Origin of the sequence: Nocardia concava NBRC 100430, assembly GCF_000308815.1 — a bacterium.
Classification (GTDB): domain Bacteria; phylum Actinomycetota; class Actinomycetes; order Mycobacteriales; family Mycobacteriaceae; genus Nocardia; species Nocardia concava.
Genome location: NZ_BAFX01000177.1, coordinates 1 through 14,950, shown reverse-complemented (window position 1 = coordinate 14,950; position 14,950 = coordinate 1). Strand labels below are relative to the sequence as shown.

Genomic DNA, 14,950 nt, shown 5'->3' with positions numbered 1-14,950 from the left:
CATCTCAGCCTGGGCGCGGGCGACCACGCGGGCGGTGACGTCCGGGAGGTGGTCGCGTACCCGCGCGATCATCCGGGTGCGCGCGGTCGTCCGGTTCGAGGTCATGGTCGTCCGACGGTACGACGGGTGGTTTGGAGAAATCAACAAATAGCCGGTCCGCGGTTGAACGCTGGTTCCATGGCGCAGGTCACAGTCGCCCGCCGATACTTCGTGACACCGACCACAGTTGTTCGAGAAGGATTGCCGATGTACCTGACCCAGGGCCTGCACCGCGCCGCCCAGCAGAATCCCGACGGCCCGATGACCATCTGCGGAGCGCGCAGGCGCACCAATCGTGAAGTGCTCGATCGGGTGTCGCGGCTGGCCGGGGCATTGCGCGAACTGGGTGTCGGCGCGGGGGACCGGGTCGCGATGCTGGCGTTGAACTCGGATCGCTATCACGAGTATCTGCTGGCGGTGCCGTGGGCGGACGCGGTGCTCAATCCCGTCAATATTCGGTGGAGCCCCGCCGAAATCGCTTACAGCCTGGCCGATTCCGATAGCCGCGTGCTGCTGGTGGACGACGTCTTCGCGTCGCTGGTGCCCGCGCTGCGCGAGCGGTTCCCGGGACTGGCCACGGTGATTCACTGCGGTGACGGGCCGACCCCGGACGGGCTGCTGTCCTACGAGGCGCTCATCGAGGCGGCCGAGTCGATCGCCGATGCCCGTCGCGGCGGTGACGCACTGGCCGGAATCTTCTACACCGGCGGCACCACCGGATTCCCCAAGGGCGTCATGCTCAGCCACCGAAACCTGGCGACCTCCGCACTCGGCGGCGTCGCGACCGGATACCTCATGTCGCCGGGCACGGTATTCCTGCACGCCGCACCCATGTTCCACCTGGCGGACCTGGCCGGTTGGCTCGGCGTGGTCATGATCGGCGGCACCCACGTGACGATCCCGGCCTTCGACCCGGTCGCCACCCTCACCGCGATCCAGGACCACAAGGTTCGCTCGACCGTCCTGGTGCCCGTGATGATCCAGCTGCTCGCCGATCACCCGCGCGCGGGCGAATTCGACCTGTCCAGCGTCGAGAGCGTCATGTACGGCGCGTCCCCGATCTCCGAGGCGCTGCTGGAGCGGGCCATGCGATTGTTCCCGCGCGCCGGGTTCGTCCAGGCCTACGGGCAGACCGAGGCCGCGCCCATCATCACGCTGCTGGGACCCGAGGATCATCGCTCCGGGCGGTTGCGCTCGGCGGGAACAGCGGTGCCGCACAGCGAAATTCGCATTGTCGACGGCGACGGCCGGGAGCTGGGTCCGGGTGAGGTCGGCGAGGTGCTGACCCGCGGCGGCCACGTGATGGCCGGCTACTGGAACAAGCCCGACGAAACCGCCGCCGCCCTCCGCGACGGTTGGCTGCACACCGGCGACGGCGGCTACCTCGACGAGCGGGGCTACCTCCACATCGTCGACCGCATCAAGGACATGATCGTGTCCGGCGGCGAGAACGTCTATTCCGCCGAAGTCGAGAACGCCATCGCCGCCCACCCCGCCGTAGCCGCCGTCGCGGTCATCGGTGTCCCCGACGACAATTGGGGCGAGCGAGTCCACGCCGTCATCGTCTGCAAACCGGGCCACTCCGCGACCGAAGACGAAATCCGCACCCACACCAAGACCCTCATCGCCTCCTACAAGGCCCCCCGCTCCGTCGAATTCGTCGACGCCATGCCGGTATCGGGTGCGGGTAAAATCCTCAAACGCGAACTGAGGGAACAGCACTGGGCCTCCCACGCCCGCCTCGTCAACTGATACCGCCTCACCCCCGGAACGGGGCCGCCGCAATGGTGAGGTCCGACAAGCCGTAGTGGTGGAAGAACCACAGGCGGCCGAGGGGGACCAGATCTGCTTCCCGGCGTACGTTTTCGGCGCACTCCTTCTTGAATCCGGTCCGGGGGAACTCGGCGAGGACGTGGCGTCGGGTGTCGTCGGGGAGATCCCAGGCGCGCAGGCCGACCACGTCCAAGCTCGCTCCGGCGGAGACCAGATACTCCTCGGTGCCGTTGTCGAGGGTCACGCCCGGGGTGTGGTGCATGCAGATCGCGTCGCCGACCACCGTGCGGCGGGCGGCCGGAAGGCTGTGCCGGTCGGCGATCGCGGTCGCCACCTCGGCGCAGGCCAGGGTGAAGTCGACGCCGGGGGTCGGGGTCGGCCAGACGGCGTCGTGCAGCATCGACGCCAGGTAGACCACCTCGCGGTCGAAGGTGAGATGTTGCGTCGCCGCCAGCGCGGCGGCCCATGCCCAGGTGCGCTGGCAGTGCCGGAAGACGCTGGGCGACATGAGTTCTCGCGCAGTGGCCCGGGCATCGCGCGCCAGCGGTGAATCGGGCGGGGTGAGGGACTCCGGTTCGATCCGGGCGTGACGACCGGGGTGCAGGCCCAAGACGAGCCGGAGCCTGCCCGGGACGCTGTCGAGAAATCCTCTGACCACCGGACCGATCAGCGCCCGGCGGTCGGCCGGGCTCAACACCCCGTTGGTCCTGCGCGTCCACACGGCGTCGAAACGCTTGCGGGACGGCTCGATTCGGTCGTTCACGCCTCGAGCTCCGCGACGGTGGCGGCGAGAAACTCCAGGATGTGGCGGGTGAGCGCCTCGGGCTGGTCCTCCTGGATCAGGGTCTGGGCGTCGTCGATCAGGCGCAGGGTGCCGTTGGGCAGGTCGTCGGCCAGGCGCTGCCCGAAGCGCGGCGGCATGGTCCGGTCGTGGCGGCCCCACACGACGAGCACGGGGATCGTCACCTCGGCGAAGTGGCGGGCCGCCGCCAGGGTTCGCTTCGGTGAGACGTCGAGGATGAAGCGCCGCAGGTCATTACGGATGGCGGCGCTGAGGCGGCTGGGTGTGAGGTAGCCGTCCATCACCTCGCGGGGGACGGGGCGCTGGGTGATGCCGCCCAGCGTGAACGGAAGTCGTTGCAGGGGACGGAATCTCATCGCCTCGATGAGGACGCGGACCGAACCGGGCAAGGGGGCGAGAGCGGTGGCCCAGCGGAGGATGGGCGGTGGGAAGTATTCGTAGCAGTCGACGCCCGCGAGGACCGCGCGGGCAACGCGCTCGGGGCGGCGAACCAGCAGGACCTGGGTGATCGCGCCGCCGGAATCGTTGGCGACCAGGGTGACCTCGCGCAGATCGAGGCGCTCGAGAAACTCCTCGATCAAGGAGGCGACACCGGGGACGGTCAGATCGGCGTCCGGCATCGGCAGGCTGTGCCCGCCGAGCGGCAGATCCGGTGCGAGGCAACGATATCCGGCGGCCGCCACGGCCGGAACGACATTGCGCCAGGTATTGGAGTTGAGCAGGAATCCGTGGAGGAAGACGACGGGCGGGCCGTCTCCGGTGTCGAGGTAGCGCAGGGTGCCGTGGCTGAGATCGATCGTGTGGCTCATGGCCTACTCCCAAGGTCGGGCGGATAGACCAACCATGACATAAGATTTAGAAGTGCTCAAGGAAGAAAATGAAGTCAGTGCATACGTGACAGAAGTCGATCGGTAGGCTCGGGACGTGACTCGACGTTCATACGACCAGTACTGCGGTCTCGCCGGCGCTCTCGACCTCGTGGGCGAGCGCTGGACGTTGCTTGTCGTACGAGAGCTGATGACGGGCCCGAAGCGATACTCCGATCTGGCCGAGGCGCTGACCGGCATCGGCACGAGCCTGCTGGCGGCCCGCCTCAAACAGCTGGAAGCCGACGGCGTCATCGACCGCAAGGTGCTCCCCCCGCCGATCGCGTCCACGGTCTACGAACTCACCACCGCCGGTGAGGAATTGGCCCGAGCTCTGATGCCGCTGGCGGTCTGGGGCGTCCGGCATGCCGTCCCGGAACAACCCGGAGACACGATGCGGGTGAAGGCCGAATGGGCACTGCTGGCCTTCACCCACCTGGTCGACCCGGCCCGGCTGGCAGGATTGCAGGCGGATATCGAATTCCAGGTCGAAGGCACCCGCGCCTACCTGCGGCTCGACGACGGCCACGCACGAATTCTGCCCGGCACCCAGGTGCTCGAACCCGCCGCCGTCATCCGCACCGACGCCGCCACTCTGGCCGCCATCGGGTCCGGCCGCCTGACGCCGCAGGACTCGATCGCGCAGGGCCGCATCCGGATCGATGGCGACATCGCCGCCCTGACACCACTTTTCGAAGCCCTCGCCGGCCTGGCTTGATCGATCGAATTCGTCGGAACTTCCGGTTGAACTAGGACCGGAACTGTCCTATCTCACCGACATACTCGAATCATGAGCGAAATCGAATCGACTGTGGGACAGCGGGATCAGGCCGGGATCACCGAGTATGAGGATCCGAGCGCGCCGTGGAACCAGGCGTGGGATCAGGAGGGTGGGATTGCGGACTGGAATGGGGATGTGATCACGGAGTTTCGGGAGAACTCGGGGAAGGTGGGTGGGGCTTACGCGGGTGGGGAGCTCATTCTGCTGACCACCACCGGGGCCAAGAGCGGCAAGCGGCATACGACTCCGCTGGGGCCGCTGTATCGCGACGAAATCATGTACGTGAGTTCGTTTGTCGAGGACAAGTACCCGGCCTGGTGGCACAACATCAAGACGAATCCGCAGGTCACCATCGAGCTTCGGGACAAGACCTACCGGGCTACCGGCACGGTGCTCGAAGGTGAGGACTACGACGAGTTCGCGGCCTGGGTGCTGGCCAACAACCCGCTGCTGGCCGATTTACAGTCCAAGATCGACCGGCCGATTCCGCTGGTCGTGCTGACCCTCGACGGCGAGAGCTGAACGCTCCCGAGAGCTTTGCCGATTCGGTCAGCCGAGGAGGTGGCCGCTGATCACCGGGGCGATCCGAGTCACGAGGCTGTCGACCGATTCCGACGCGATCGGTTCGACCTTCAGGATGTAGCGGAGGTACGCGATGCCCAGGAGCTGCGCCATCGCGAGGTCGATGCGCAGCTCGGGGTCGTTGCCGGGGAGGGCGGCCGCGACCAGCTGATACAGCTGATCCTGGATGAATTGCCTTGCGAGGGTGGCGGATTCCTCGTGGGTGGCGGCGCCGCGCAGGATGGCTTCGAGGCGGCCGCGTGATTCGGGCTGATCCCAGAGGGTGAGGAAGACCCGGGCCAGGCGGTCGCCGATGCCGTCGAGCTCGCCGTCGACAATGCGGGCTGCGAGTTCGGCCGGCTCGAAGGGCCAGCCCATAGTGGCGCGGAACAGGCCCTCCTTGTTACCGAAGTAGTGGCGGATCAAGGCGGGATCCACCCCGGCCGCGGTGGCGATATCGCGCACGGAGGTGCGGTCGTATCCGTTCTCGGCGAAGCGTTTTCGCGCGGTGTCGAGCAGGGTCGCGCGGGTATCGGCGCTGCCGGGTCGGCGTCCAATCGGTGGCATGGTGCCCGAAACTCTACACTCGTTGACTTTCTGGTCGCGGCAGGGCTACCGTCGAAACAGATAATTCCACAAGTGAGGAGTTTCTCCGATGCCCATGCCGCGCTGGCTCGCCCAGACCAACAAGTACGGCCTCAACCAGCTCACCCGCTTCCTCGCACCCTGGCTGCCGGGGTGGGCGGTGGTCGTCCACCGCGGCCGCAAATCCGGCCGTGTCTTCCGCACCCCGCTGTGGGCCTTCCGCCGCGGCGACGACTTCGTCATCGCCCTGACCTACGGCAGCACCTCCGACTGGGTCCGCAATGTCAAGGCCGCAGGCTCATTCGACCTCGTCCACCTCGGCCGCCACCACCACCTCACAACCCCCCACATCTACCGCGACCCCAAAGCCTCCGACATGCCCCTACCCATCCGCCTCATGCTCCGCTACGTCCTCTCCGCCCCCGAATTCCTCCGCGCCACAATCGCACCCGCGGTTTCGAAGGCAGCCTGAGCCCCACGACCCGAACTCCGCTACCCCTTCAGCTGAGCGTCTCGCAGACCACCAGACCTGGACCGAGGGCTCGCACTACGGCATCCGCGATCGCCGGGCACGGATAGCCGCTGTAGCCGAGCTTGTAGCCGACCGACACGAAGGCCTGCACCGGATGCGCCGGGCCGTTGTTCGGATCGGCAAGCGTATTGGCTGACAGCGGCCGGTGTTGCGGCCAGGCGAGCGCGAAGCACGTCAATTGGATTCGGCTGTCCTCGCGCCAGAAGTAGTTCAGCACTTCGGGATTGGTGAAGTCCAGTTGATCGAAGACGAGGGCAACGTCCTCGAGTCCGTACGGGGCTGCGGAGACCGCGGACGCGATATCAGCCGGATCGGTCCCGGTGGCCAGCACCCGGCCTGCCTCCAGAGCCTGTCCCCACGGCGGTGCCTCGTTCTCGTCCCACTCGTCGCGGTAGGTGGTGTCGGTGGCGCGTTCGCCGCCCACGGTCAGCGAACCGTCGCGGATGCTCCACCGGATGTCGCCGAGAATTCCGACATAGGGCAGTTCGGCATTGGCGGACAGGCTTCCGGCGACCAGCGTCCAGGGCGCACACGCCACCTGGTAGCGGATCATGCTCGCTGCCAACTCCGCGAACTCCTCGGCTTTCGGTAGGTATGCCTCGTAGGGGGCGAGGAATTGGTCTGTCCAGATACCCATCCCGAAGACCATGCCAGGCTCATCAGCGCCGCCCAATCGATTTTCCGTGCGCTTTCCGGCGGCGGAGGGGCGCGGACTGGACGGTTCGTATAACGTCCACGGGGTCCACTTCGGGAGGGGACGGTCCGGTGTGGCTCGCGGTCCTCCTTGCGTCGAATGTTGTGTGGGGTAGGGAAGATGGCGAGTAGTGACGTCGAGCTGGCGGCTCGGTGGTGGCAGTGGGCGATGTCGGTGCCGAACGCCAAGAATCCGGTGGTGGACGAGAGCGGGGAGTTCGCCGGGATCGATCAGCCGGAGGATGTCTGGTTTCTGGCCGGCACTTTCGGCGGGCGAGTCGAGCGGCGGTGCACGGTTCCGCACGGGCGGCCGATCTTCTTCCCGGCCTTCAATATGTTCGAGAAGGTTCCGGACGGCCTGTTCGCGCGCGGCGAGGTGCCGGTGGCGCCCGCGGCATCCGGCCACGCCGCACTGAACGGAGTCCCGCTACCCGTGCGAGAAGTGGTCAACCACAAGGCATTCAAGGTCACTGCGGCGGCGGGCGGTCCCTTCGGTCAAACCGGCCGATTCAAGGCCAAGGCATGGGGTCTATGGGTCCGCCTCGACGATCTCGCACCCGGCGATTACGTCCTCACCTTCGGCGGCGAATACGAGCCCGGCGGCTTCTGGGTCGAGGCCACCTACCAGCTGGAGATCCGCTAGCTTGCCGTAGCCAGTGCCCGCCACACCTTCCGGGAACGCGAACGAACCTGCGGAGCCGCATACTCGATCCGCCGCCGCGCCTCATTGGCGCTGATCCGCAACAGATCGGTCAACAACTCCACGGTGTCCCGATACCCGGTATCCGCGGCAAGCCCCCGCCGCTCGGCCTCGGCGACAGCCGCCCGCATGGCAGCATCCAGCCGCCGCCGGCGACGCTCAGTTTCGACAAGGGTCCGCAGCAAGTCGACATCGGCCAGATCCGGCCATCCCTGAACCGGCGCCTGATGCGCCAGCGCGGTCGAATGTGTCTTCACGCGAGACAGACTACAACAGCTCTAGAACATATGTTCGATAACTCGCGAATCTGGTGCCCCAAACCTTCTGACAGCGTTGCTCGGCTTACGCCCCGACCCCATCGAGCCAGGAACGAGTCGGCCGGTGGCGAGGTCACGACGGTGCGTTCGCCAGATCACTGCGCTCGTCGGCGGGCGCCAGATCTGCTCGGCCCGAAGATAGGGCGCTCGCTGAGTTCTCGGCACCCGCGACTGCGATCATCGCGGCGCTTATCGCCGCCCGCACTGCCCGGAACAACGCACGGAAGTCGCTGAGCGAGCCAGCTTTCGACGCTAGCGACGTTGCAGCAGACACTGTATGACTTGCCGACGGACAGCCCGACATCTGGCCCGTGGGACGGCTCCGTCCGGCGCTGGCCGAGTTTCCCGACGAGGTCAAGGCCGCCATCACCATCTACGGCGATACCTGCACCCCAGTCAGCGCGTCGGCCTATCCGAACCCCGAGAATTGCGAACTTCCCACGCCAGCAATCGAATTCGCTGATGGAGGCGGCTTGACCGGTAACCGCGGTTGCTTCCACAATGGCACAATGGACGGCTCATAAGCAGGTTGGGCCGTTGATTCGAAAGGAATCGACATGTCGCGTACCAAGCGTCTTGCCGCGTTCATTCTGCTCCCGCTCGCCGCCGTAACCACCCTGACGGTGGTCGGGCCGACGGCAGGAACGGCGCTCGCGTCCCCGGATCGCGTGCACTTCTGACGCTGCCGACCGTCCGGCTCGTGGCGCGTCACGAGCCGGACGAAGCAGCCTGGTCAAGGGAATAGGCCGAGGGAAAGTCCCTGGGCCGCTTCCTCGCAGAGGACGTCGAGTGAACAGCTCTCGAACCTTGCAACGCTCCAACAGACATTGCATTGCCTGCCACCAGAGAGCCCTGGCCGGGCAAGGCTCGAAGAGTCCATCGCCGCTCCCGAGGCCGATATCGAGAAATCCTCAGCACCACAGCAGCTTCGGTCACCGACACCCCTGAGTCGACCAACCGGGCCGGCCGCTCACCGAACTGGCCCACATCCTCGGAAAACGACACGGTCGCCGCAACCTCCCGGATCGAGAGCGTTGCGACGACAGCGTGAACCCGCCGGTGAGGCGGGGGCGAATCGGGTTGGCCGAGATCAGTTCTTGGGGAAGTTCAGCTTGCTGAGGTCGAAGCTGGTCGACCTACACCGTACTGCACCCTGACCGACCCGCTCAGCGCGATCTGCGGCAATAGCGGGCGTTCGCACTTGTAGCCATCTCTGAGACAGACTCTCACCCATGCGCTTTTCTGGCAGCCTCCCGTTCCGTGGCTGGATACTGTGGCTCACGCCGGATCAAGGCGGCCGTTCGTCAGGACCACCGCTCACGCCACCCGACCATGACTATGCGGCCACCGCCTTCGTACCTCCCCATGGTGCGGCGGAAGGGCAGGCGTCGTTCGTCCTCCGAGTCGAGGACCGATCCGCATGGCGTTCACCTGCGGGCGCGGCATGGTTGATAGTCGAGAACACCGGCGCATACACGATCCCGGTCGGCTCGGTAGTTGTCATCACCGAAGGGCTGAAGATTGTTGGCTACTTCCACGTCGATGAACTGATCGAGGACTAACACCATGACTGGCAATATCTTCCAGGGGCGACAGATACAGATACTCGATGTCGACGATCTCAGTGTGGATCAGCGAGCCTTCGAGTTCACTGACCCGGCCATACCCGCGCCCGGCTCCCACTTCGCCGTTGTAGTCCCAGACGACGGAACATGGAACGATGCGGTGGTGCGCATCAGCCCGGCAGTAAATGAGGTTCCTGTCGATCTGCTGCTATGGGCGATCGCAAAGGCCAAAGAGGGCACCCGGTTGTAGCGGACTATCAGATCCTGCTACGGGGCCCATCGGTTGTCGCTCTTCGACGATCGCTTCGAATTCGGACCTATCCTGTGCGGTTGTCAGAACCAGCGTGCCAGAAGGGTTGCCAGGCCGTCCTCGGTGACAGGTGGGCAGACTTCGTTGGCGGCGGCGCGGACGACTTCGGGGGCTTGGCCCATGGCAACTCCATGGGCGGCCCAGGTGAGCATTTCCAGATCGTTGATGCCATCACCGACCGCCAGGGTTTCGCTCTGTGCGACACCGAGTTCGACTCGCAGTCTCTCCAATGCGGATGCCTTGGTCACCCCGGCCGCGGTGACGATGAGCCATGGTTCGTCTGGGCTGATCCAGCTCTGTATCCATGGCATCGGGCTGTGCGAGAGCGCTGCGGCCAGTTCGGGGCTGGTTCGGCCCGGCCAATGCACGGCCAGTCGGGTGGTTGGGGTCGCTACCAGTTCGGGGAAGTCGACCGTGCGTATCTTGCCGCTGATCTCCGGCCGGGTGTCGCTACGTCGAGTGGTGCGATCACCGATCCCGGCTTCCTCGACAGTGAACTCCGCGCCGGGAAGCAGCCGACGCAACACGGCGACTGGTTCGGCTGGGTCGAAAACGATCCGGTCGAGAATTCCGTTGGTGGCGTTATCGATTCGGGTGGCGCCATTCGAGCAGATCGACACTCCGGTCGACAAATCGAGCTCGCTCACGAACGGCAGGACGGACAGCACGGGCCGACCCGTGGACAAAACCACATGAGCACCGGACCGCACCACCGCCGCCACAGCCGTCCGCACCTGAGGGCTGATCGTGGCGTGCGCGAAGAGCGGATCCACTCCCTCGACACAGATCGTGCCATCGATATCCAGAGCCACAAGACGAGGCCGCCAACCTCCCGGAGAAACCACGTCGTGAACATAGCCAACGACCGGCTGCGATCGCGTGCATTCGATGCTGAGACGAGACGACAACGCGGCCGGGCCGCCTCCTCGATCATGGCAGTTGGCCTAGATGTGCACTATCGCAGTCGAACTGGCGGGAATCTGCCGCTAGATGGCCGGTTGTGCACGATTAGGTCAGGTCCTAGGAGCGTCGGCAATGTGTTCGGCCGACATCAGATGGGTGCTGCCGGTCGAACTTCCGACTTGCCGCCTGGCTGTTCCACAGAGCTACTGTTCGCGCCGATGTAGGACGCGTATCGCGTCACGGCGAGAGGGATTGTGGCCGAGCGATTCTGGTTGCGGCACTTGTCTTACCCGGCCGCTAGTCTTCCGATCATGTCGGTGAATCTCAACATCCAGTTCATGGTGCTCGGCTTGGCCAGCGGTAGCGAGGCCGAGGCGGTGCACGATGCTCTTGACGAGTTGATGGAGCGGGAACGGCTCGATGGCGATATGAGTCTGTTCCGGTGCGAATCGGAGGAAGGCGAATGGCGGGTGTGCGGGCTGTCGGATGGCTCGGTCATCATCAGTCAAAGCTGGCGGTGGTGGCCCGAATTCGAACGGGACTTCCACACCTGCGTTACCTCCATCGCGCCACACGCCCGCATTGACATGGACAACTACGACGTCGACGAGGAAGCCGCGGACCCCTGGGGAGCGGATGAACTGCGCGTCGATGTCATCAACATGTTGCCGGAGAACGAGCAAGCCAGCTTTCTCGCGGATCTGGATTAGCCCACGATCATTCAGCGGATGGTGAACCGATCCGCCTGTGTCGGAGCCGCGCGCGTGTCGGCAAGTGGCGATTGGAGCAAATACGCCACCCGAGGAATATCGATAAGAAGACGGCTTACGCCGCTGATCTGAAACTCACCTGGAGGGTTCTATTCCGACGTTCGGATCACTGTGCGGCACGAAATCCTCCGAAGTGATCACCCTCAAATCGGCAATGGCGGACGACCGAGACGGGTCGGTTCGACACGGCCGGTTGATCTTCCGCCGCTCCGCGCCAGCCGCTGCGGTCAGCGCGGCATGCGGCAAGATGGCGCATTCGAGTTACGCTCCAGCCGCTGCTGCCTATTGGCCGGATCCCGCACTTTGCCACGGGAATTGGTCAGAAATCGATGATTTCGATGCGTTTGTGCGAGGTACGGCCAATCGCACGAATCTCGGCATTGCAGCTCACTATCGTCAGTTATTGCCAGACCGATGGTGGGTCCTGCCTACCGCCTGCTTCGGTCTCTCGGATCCGGGCAAGATCTTGACGCAAGACGCGGATCCACTGCCTAGAACTGCCGGCAGGGGCGCCTGGTTCAGGCTCCGGGCGGCTCGGGCCGGGCTCCGCGCGGTCATTATCGAGGAGCCCTCCGGAATTACGAATGAGACCATTCCTGCACTGTGACAAGGAATTTGGCGGGAGGCCGCCGCTTTACCTCGGTTCGCGTACGAATGGGCCCATCACACGCTGGGCGCCGGTTGTTGGGTAGCGTTCGAGGGTGGGAATGGGAGTGGATGGTGACGGGTGGCTGGGTGACACTCGGAGGTCCTATGACAGCGTGGCTGCCGATTATGCGGACCTCACCAGGAATCTGCTGGATGAGACGCCCGACGAGCGCGCGGCTCTGGGGCTGTTCGCCGATAGGGTGCGTGCCCGGGGTGGGGGACCGGTTGCGGATGTTGGCTGTGGGGCGGGGCGGATCACCGCGTACCTGCGCCAATCGGATGTGGATGCGTTCGGAATCGATCTGTCGCCCGGGATGATTGATGTGGCTCGGCGCGATTACCCCGGGGTGCGGTTCGAGGTCGGGTCCATGACGGACCTTGCGCTCGAAGATGCCTCGATGGCCGGTCTGGTCGCGTGGTATTCGCTGATCCACATCCCCGATGACGAGATCGGTTCCGTGTTCGCCCACTTCCGGCGCGTGCTTCGGCCGGGCGGACCGCTGCTGCTCGGCTTTCATGTCGGAGACGAGTCTCAATGGAAGACCGAAGGTTACGGTGGGCATTCCATGCGTCTGTATGTCCATCGCCGCCGGCACGGCCGAATGCGGGCTTGGCTCGACGAGGCCGGGTTCGTGGTCGAGGCCGACCGAACTCTGACCTCGGCCGAGAGTCCGCTCGGCGGGATCATTCTCGCGCGACGCGATGTCGGAGAACGCGGGAGCTGAACCGCTTTCAGCAGAAGGGGACGCCTACGGATCCGTCCAGGCTGGTGTGGAACAGGATGCAGACCAGGTGGTTGAGGGATTGGTAGGCGGATCCGGTGCGGGGGCCGAGGATTCCCGATGCCGAGTCGGCCGAACCTGTAGGGAGACCGGAATCGACGGGCTGGGCAGCATTCGGTGCCGCTTGGGCGGGTGCGGTGAGGGCTGCCGTCGGCAGGCACAAGGCGGCTGCCACGGTGAAGGTTGCGGCGATCTTTTTCGAATTCATCACGACCCCATGGTTTCTCGACGCTGGCGCGAGTCAGTATTCAACCGCCGCACCATCGCCGACAGCCCCGATACTCGATGCCCCCGAACCTCGGGGCGGGGATTCGCGCCCCGCCCCGTCGTCGAACAGCGGTCTCGGGGGCTACTTTCCGAAGCTGCCGCCGGAGGAGCCGGTGGCCGCCAGACACAGCGGGTTGTTGACCATCAGCATTTGGGCCGAGCCGGAGGAGGAGCCGGTGAGGCCGGAGTCGATGGCGGGGGCGTTGGGGACGGGGGCGGCGGGGTTACCCGAGCCGCCGAGGCGCATGGAGCGGCCGTCGGAGTTCGGGTCGGCCGGAGCGCCGAGGAGGTCGAGGACGGTCGGGGTGATGTCGGCGAGGGTGTAGCCGTTGTTCTGGGTGCCGGGGGTGAAGTCGGGGCCGCGGGCGATGGTGAAACTGGCTGTCTCGTAGGCGGTTTGGCCGCCGTGGCCGCCCTCGGGCTTATGACCGTGGTCGGTGGTGACCAGGATGGTCCAGCGTTCGTCGGGGTGGGCGTGGGCGCGGTCGTCTACGGCCTTGGTGATTTTGCCGACGAGGGTGTCTACGCGGGTGATGGCGTCGCGGTAGGCCTGGGGCCAGATGCCGCGCAGGGTGTGGCCGACGATGTCCACCTGGTCGAGGTGGGTGAAGGAGAAGTCGGTGCCGTCGGAGATCGCGGAGACGACCTGTGCGGCGGCGTTCGAATCCGCTGTTGTCTCACAGACTCCCGCGCCGGTGGGGTCCACCTGGGTGACGGAGACCTTGTCCGCGGCGGGGCTTCCGGTGCGGGCGATCATGCCGATCTTGTCCCAGGTGCCCAGCGAGGCGGTGGACAGGCTCGGGCGGGCGCGTTCGAGCTGAGTGAAGACGGTCGGGTAGGGCGCGAAAGCCGCGGGGACGCAGGTGGAGTCGTTGTCGCGGATGCCGTGCTTGGTGTCCCATACGCCGGTCAGCGCGGTCGCCCACGAGACGCACGACATGGTGGTGTGCGGGGCGATCGAGGTTTGTGCGAGGGTGCCCTGGGCGGCCAGCAGACCCAGGTTCGGCGCGTTCGCGGCCTGCACCTCACTCCACAGCGTGCCGTCGATGCCGACCACGACGACCTTGTTCACCGCGGGCGCGGCGGAAACCGGAGCGGCCGACGCCAAGGGGAGCGCGGCCAGCGCGGAGGCGGCCACCAGTGCATGAATCCGAGACATGCGCGGCAAACTATCGCGGGAGCGGCACTTCCGCAGCAAATTCGGACAATTGACCAAAATGATAGTGGGTCACATGCGGGCGAGGTGTCGTAATCGCCCGTCGCTCGAGGCCGTTCGCGACCGACCACCGCGCCCCCGGATCCGTTCGAGAGCGCGGCGGCTGGTATCGGATCAGTAGGTGTAGAAGCCGCGGCCGGTCTTGCGGCCGAGGTATCCGGCGTCGACCATGCGGCGCAGCAGCACCGGCGGCGCGTACTGCGGCTCACCGAATTCGGCGTAGAGGGATTCGGCGACCGCGAGAGTCACGTCGAGGCCGACGGTGTCGGTCAGCCGCAGCGGTCCCATCGGGTGGGCGCAACCGCTGACCATGCCCTCGTCGATGTCCTCGGCACTGGCGAACCCGGTCTCGTACATGCGAATCGCGTTGCAGAGGTACGGAATCAGCAGCGCGTTGACGATGAAGCCCGCCTGATCCTTGGACTCGATGGTCCGCTTGCCCAGCACGTCGCGGGCGTAGGCGGTCACCTTGTCGACGACCTCGCGGTCGGTCTTGAGCGTCACGACGATCTCGACCAGTGGCAGCACCGGCACCGGGTTGAAGAAGTGCACACCCACGACGCGGCCCGGGTTGGCGGTCGAGTTGGCCAGCCGGATCACCGGGATGGAGGAGGTGTTGGTGGCCAGGATGGCGTCGGGGGAGACGATGGCGTCCAGCTTGGCGAAGAACTCGGTCTTGAGCGACTCGATCTCCGGCGCGGCCTCGATGACCAGCTCGCGGTCGGCGAAGTCGTCGATCGACGTGGTGAGCGTGATGCGGGCGCGGGCCTCGTCCGCGGCGGCCTGCTCGAGCCGGCCGGACTTCACCGCGCGGGCGAGGGACTTCTCGATGCGCTGCAC

General features: G+C 65.8%; 19 protein-coding genes. 10 read left to right on the top strand and 9 right to left on the bottom strand.

Annotated elements, in window-relative coordinates:
- Window positions 1–246: 246 nt before the first annotated feature.
- Window positions 247–1,791: an acyl-CoA synthetase gene (locus ON43_RS35655; protein ID WP_040814776.1), complete on the top strand. Its 1,545-nt coding sequence runs from the start codon at window positions 247–249 to the stop codon at window positions 1,789–1,791.
- 7 nt (window positions 1,792–1,798) lie between these two features.
- Here ON43_RS35655 and ON43_RS43000 read toward each other — a convergent pair whose 3' ends face one another.
- Both ON43_RS43000 and ON43_RS35645 read right to left on the bottom strand, forming a co-directional pair.
- The gene (locus tag ON43_RS43000) at window positions 1,799–2,575 is read right to left on the bottom strand and encodes an HD domain-containing protein (protein WP_051179675.1); all 777 of its coding nucleotides are present in this window, start codon (window positions 2,573–2,575) and stop codon (window positions 1,799–1,801) included.
- Window positions 2,572–3,423, bottom strand: a complete 852-nt coding sequence (locus ON43_RS35645) for an alpha/beta fold hydrolase (protein WP_040814774.1) — start codon at window positions 3,421–3,423, stop codon at window positions 2,572–2,574. Before ON43_RS35645 ends, ON43_RS43000 begins: the two co-directional genes overlap by 4 nt.
- Window positions 3,424–3,538: 115 nt before the next feature.
- On the opposite strand from ON43_RS35645, the gene ON43_RS35640 reads away from it, so the two are divergent.
- A complete protein-coding gene (locus ON43_RS35640) occupies window positions 3,539–4,198 on the top strand; it encodes a winged helix-turn-helix transcriptional regulator (RefSeq protein ID WP_040814773.1) in 660 nt (219 codons plus the stop codon).
- A 72-nt stretch (window positions 4,199–4,270) separates the two neighbouring features.
- Window positions 4,271–4,783, top strand: coding sequence for a nitroreductase/quinone reductase family protein (locus ON43_RS35635; RefSeq protein ID WP_040814771.1), 513 nt, complete (start codon window positions 4,271–4,273; stop codon window positions 4,781–4,783).
- Between the two features lie 27 nt (window positions 4,784–4,810).
- Here the strand turns inward: ON43_RS35635 and ON43_RS35630 are convergent, their stop codons facing one another.
- On the bottom strand, window positions 4,811–5,389 hold the full coding sequence (locus ON43_RS35630) for a TetR/AcrR family transcriptional regulator (RefSeq protein WP_040814769.1): 579 nt from the start codon (window positions 5,387–5,389) through the stop codon (window positions 4,811–4,813).
- A gap of 88 nt (window positions 5,390–5,477) precedes the next feature.
- Here ON43_RS35630 and ON43_RS35625 point away from each other — a divergent pair, with 88 nt between their 5' ends.
- Window positions 5,478–5,879 carry a nitroreductase/quinone reductase family protein gene (locus ON43_RS35625; protein WP_040814768.1) on the top strand — a complete coding sequence of 134 codons (402 nt, stop codon included), beginning with the start codon at window positions 5,478–5,480 and terminating at the stop codon, window positions 5,877–5,879.
- A 28-nt stretch (window positions 5,880–5,907) separates the two neighbouring features.
- Here the strand turns inward: ON43_RS35625 and ON43_RS35620 are convergent, their stop codons facing one another.
- Window positions 5,908–6,576 carry a hypothetical protein gene (locus ON43_RS35620; protein WP_157514301.1) on the bottom strand — a complete coding sequence of 223 codons (669 nt, stop codon included), beginning with the start codon at window positions 6,574–6,576 and terminating at the stop codon, window positions 5,908–5,910.
- Window positions 6,577–6,753: 177 nt separating this feature from the next.
- On the opposite strand from ON43_RS35620, the gene ON43_RS35615 reads away from it, so the two are divergent.
- Entirely contained in the window at window positions 6,754–7,275 is a 522-nt protein-coding gene (locus ON43_RS35615; RefSeq protein ID WP_051179674.1) for a hypothetical protein, read from the top strand.
- On the opposite strand, the gene ON43_RS35610 is transcribed toward ON43_RS35615, so the two are convergent.
- Window positions 7,272–7,589: a DUF222 domain-containing protein gene (locus ON43_RS35610; RefSeq protein ID WP_245568903.1), complete on the bottom strand. Its 318-nt coding sequence runs from the start codon at window positions 7,587–7,589 to the stop codon at window positions 7,272–7,274. The genes ON43_RS35615 and ON43_RS35610 overlap by 4 nt on opposite strands.
- Window positions 7,590–8,206: 617 nt before the next feature.
- Here ON43_RS35610 and ON43_RS46955 point away from each other — a divergent pair.
- The 3 genes from ON43_RS46955 (at window position 8,207) to ON43_RS35600 (ending at window position 9,464) form a co-directional block, all read left to right on the top strand.
- Window positions 8,207–8,329, top strand: a complete 123-nt coding sequence (locus ON43_RS46955; protein WP_281033408.1) for a hypothetical protein — start codon at window positions 8,207–8,209, stop codon at window positions 8,327–8,329.
- A 552-nt stretch (window positions 8,330–8,881) separates the two neighbouring features.
- The gene (locus ON43_RS45180) at window positions 8,882–9,211 is read left to right on the top strand and encodes a hypothetical protein (RefSeq protein WP_157514300.1); all 330 of its coding nucleotides are present in this window, start codon (window positions 8,882–8,884) and stop codon (window positions 9,209–9,211) included.
- Window positions 9,212–9,215: 4 nt separating this feature from the next.
- Window positions 9,216–9,464, top strand: coding sequence for a hypothetical protein (locus ON43_RS35600; protein ID WP_040814762.1), 249 nt, complete (start codon window positions 9,216–9,218; stop codon window positions 9,462–9,464).
- An 83-nt stretch (window positions 9,465–9,547) separates the two neighbouring features.
- On the opposite strand, the gene ON43_RS35595 is transcribed toward ON43_RS35600, so the two are convergent.
- Window positions 9,548–10,336 carry an HAD family hydrolase gene (locus ON43_RS35595; RefSeq protein WP_157514299.1) on the bottom strand — a complete coding sequence of 263 codons (789 nt, stop codon included), beginning with the start codon at window positions 10,334–10,336 and terminating at the stop codon, window positions 9,548–9,550.
- A 402-nt stretch (window positions 10,337–10,738) separates the two neighbouring features.
- On the opposite strand from ON43_RS35595, the gene ON43_RS35590 reads away from it, so the two are divergent.
- Window positions 10,739–11,137 carry a hypothetical protein gene (locus ON43_RS35590; RefSeq protein WP_040814759.1) on the top strand — a complete coding sequence of 133 codons (399 nt, stop codon included), beginning with the start codon at window positions 10,739–10,741 and terminating at the stop codon, window positions 11,135–11,137.
- An 821-nt stretch (window positions 11,138–11,958) separates the two neighbouring features.
- The gene (locus ON43_RS35585) at window positions 11,959–12,570 is read left to right on the top strand and encodes a class I SAM-dependent methyltransferase (RefSeq protein WP_245568901.1); all 612 of its coding nucleotides are present in this window, start codon (window positions 11,959–11,961) and stop codon (window positions 12,568–12,570) included.
- A 7-nt stretch (window positions 12,571–12,577) separates the two neighbouring features.
- On the opposite strand, the gene ON43_RS35580 is transcribed toward ON43_RS35585, so the two are convergent.
- The 3 genes from ON43_RS35580 to ON43_RS35570 all read right to left on the bottom strand — a co-directional run.
- Window positions 12,578–12,838: a hypothetical protein gene (locus tag ON43_RS35580; protein WP_157514298.1), complete on the bottom strand. Its 261-nt coding sequence runs from the start codon at window positions 12,836–12,838 to the stop codon at window positions 12,578–12,580.
- 138 nt (window positions 12,839–12,976) lie between these two features.
- Window positions 12,977–14,053: an alkaline phosphatase family protein gene (locus ON43_RS35575; protein WP_218003449.1), complete on the bottom strand. Its 1,077-nt coding sequence runs from the start codon at window positions 14,051–14,053 to the stop codon at window positions 12,977–12,979.
- Window positions 14,054–14,224: 171 nt separating this feature from the next.
- The coding region (locus ON43_RS35570; protein ID WP_040814757.1) for a 3-hydroxybutyryl-CoA dehydrogenase at window positions 14,225–14,950 on the bottom strand (726 nt) is incomplete at its 5' end.

Excerpts from the sequence above, each read along its gene's own strand:
- ON43_RS35615 (WP_051179674.1), top strand. The coding sequence starts at position 6,754 with ATGGCGAGTAGTGACGTCGAGCTGGCGGCTCGGTGGTGGCAGTGGGCG.
- ON43_RS35630 (WP_040814769.1), bottom strand. The coding sequence starts at position 5,389 with ATGCCACCGATTGGACGCCGACCCGGCAGCGCCGATACCCGCGCGACC.
- ON43_RS35635 (WP_040814771.1), top strand. The coding sequence starts at position 4,271 with ATGAGCGAAATCGAATCGACTGTGGGACAGCGGGATCAGGCCGGGATC.
- ON43_RS35620 (WP_157514301.1), bottom strand. The coding sequence starts at position 6,576 with ATGGGTATCTGGACAGACCAATTCCTCGCCCCCTACGAGGCATACCTA.
- ON43_RS35655 (WP_040814776.1), top strand. The coding sequence starts at position 247 with ATGTACCTGACCCAGGGCCTGCACCGCGCCGCCCAGCAGAATCCCGAC.
- ON43_RS35600 (WP_040814762.1), top strand. The coding sequence starts at position 9,216 with ATGACTGGCAATATCTTCCAGGGGCGACAGATACAGATACTCGATGTC.
- ON43_RS35625 (WP_040814768.1), top strand. The coding sequence starts at position 5,478 with ATGCCCATGCCGCGCTGGCTCGCCCAGACCAACAAGTACGGCCTCAAC.
- ON43_RS35590 (WP_040814759.1), top strand. The coding sequence starts at position 10,739 with ATGTCGGTGAATCTCAACATCCAGTTCATGGTGCTCGGCTTGGCCAGC.
- ON43_RS35575 (WP_218003449.1), bottom strand. The coding sequence starts at position 14,053 with ATGTCTCGGATTCATGCACTGGTGGCCGCCTCCGCGCTGGCCGCGCTC.
- ON43_RS46955 (WP_281033408.1), top strand. The coding sequence starts at position 8,207 with ATGTCGCGTACCAAGCGTCTTGCCGCGTTCATTCTGCTCCCGCTCGCC.
- ON43_RS35645 (WP_040814774.1), bottom strand. The coding sequence starts at position 3,423 with ATGAGCCACACGATCGATCTCAGCCACGGCACCCTGCGCTACCTCGAC.
- ON43_RS45180 (WP_157514300.1), top strand. The coding sequence starts at position 8,882 with ATGCGCTTTTCTGGCAGCCTCCCGTTCCGTGGCTGGATACTGTGGCTC.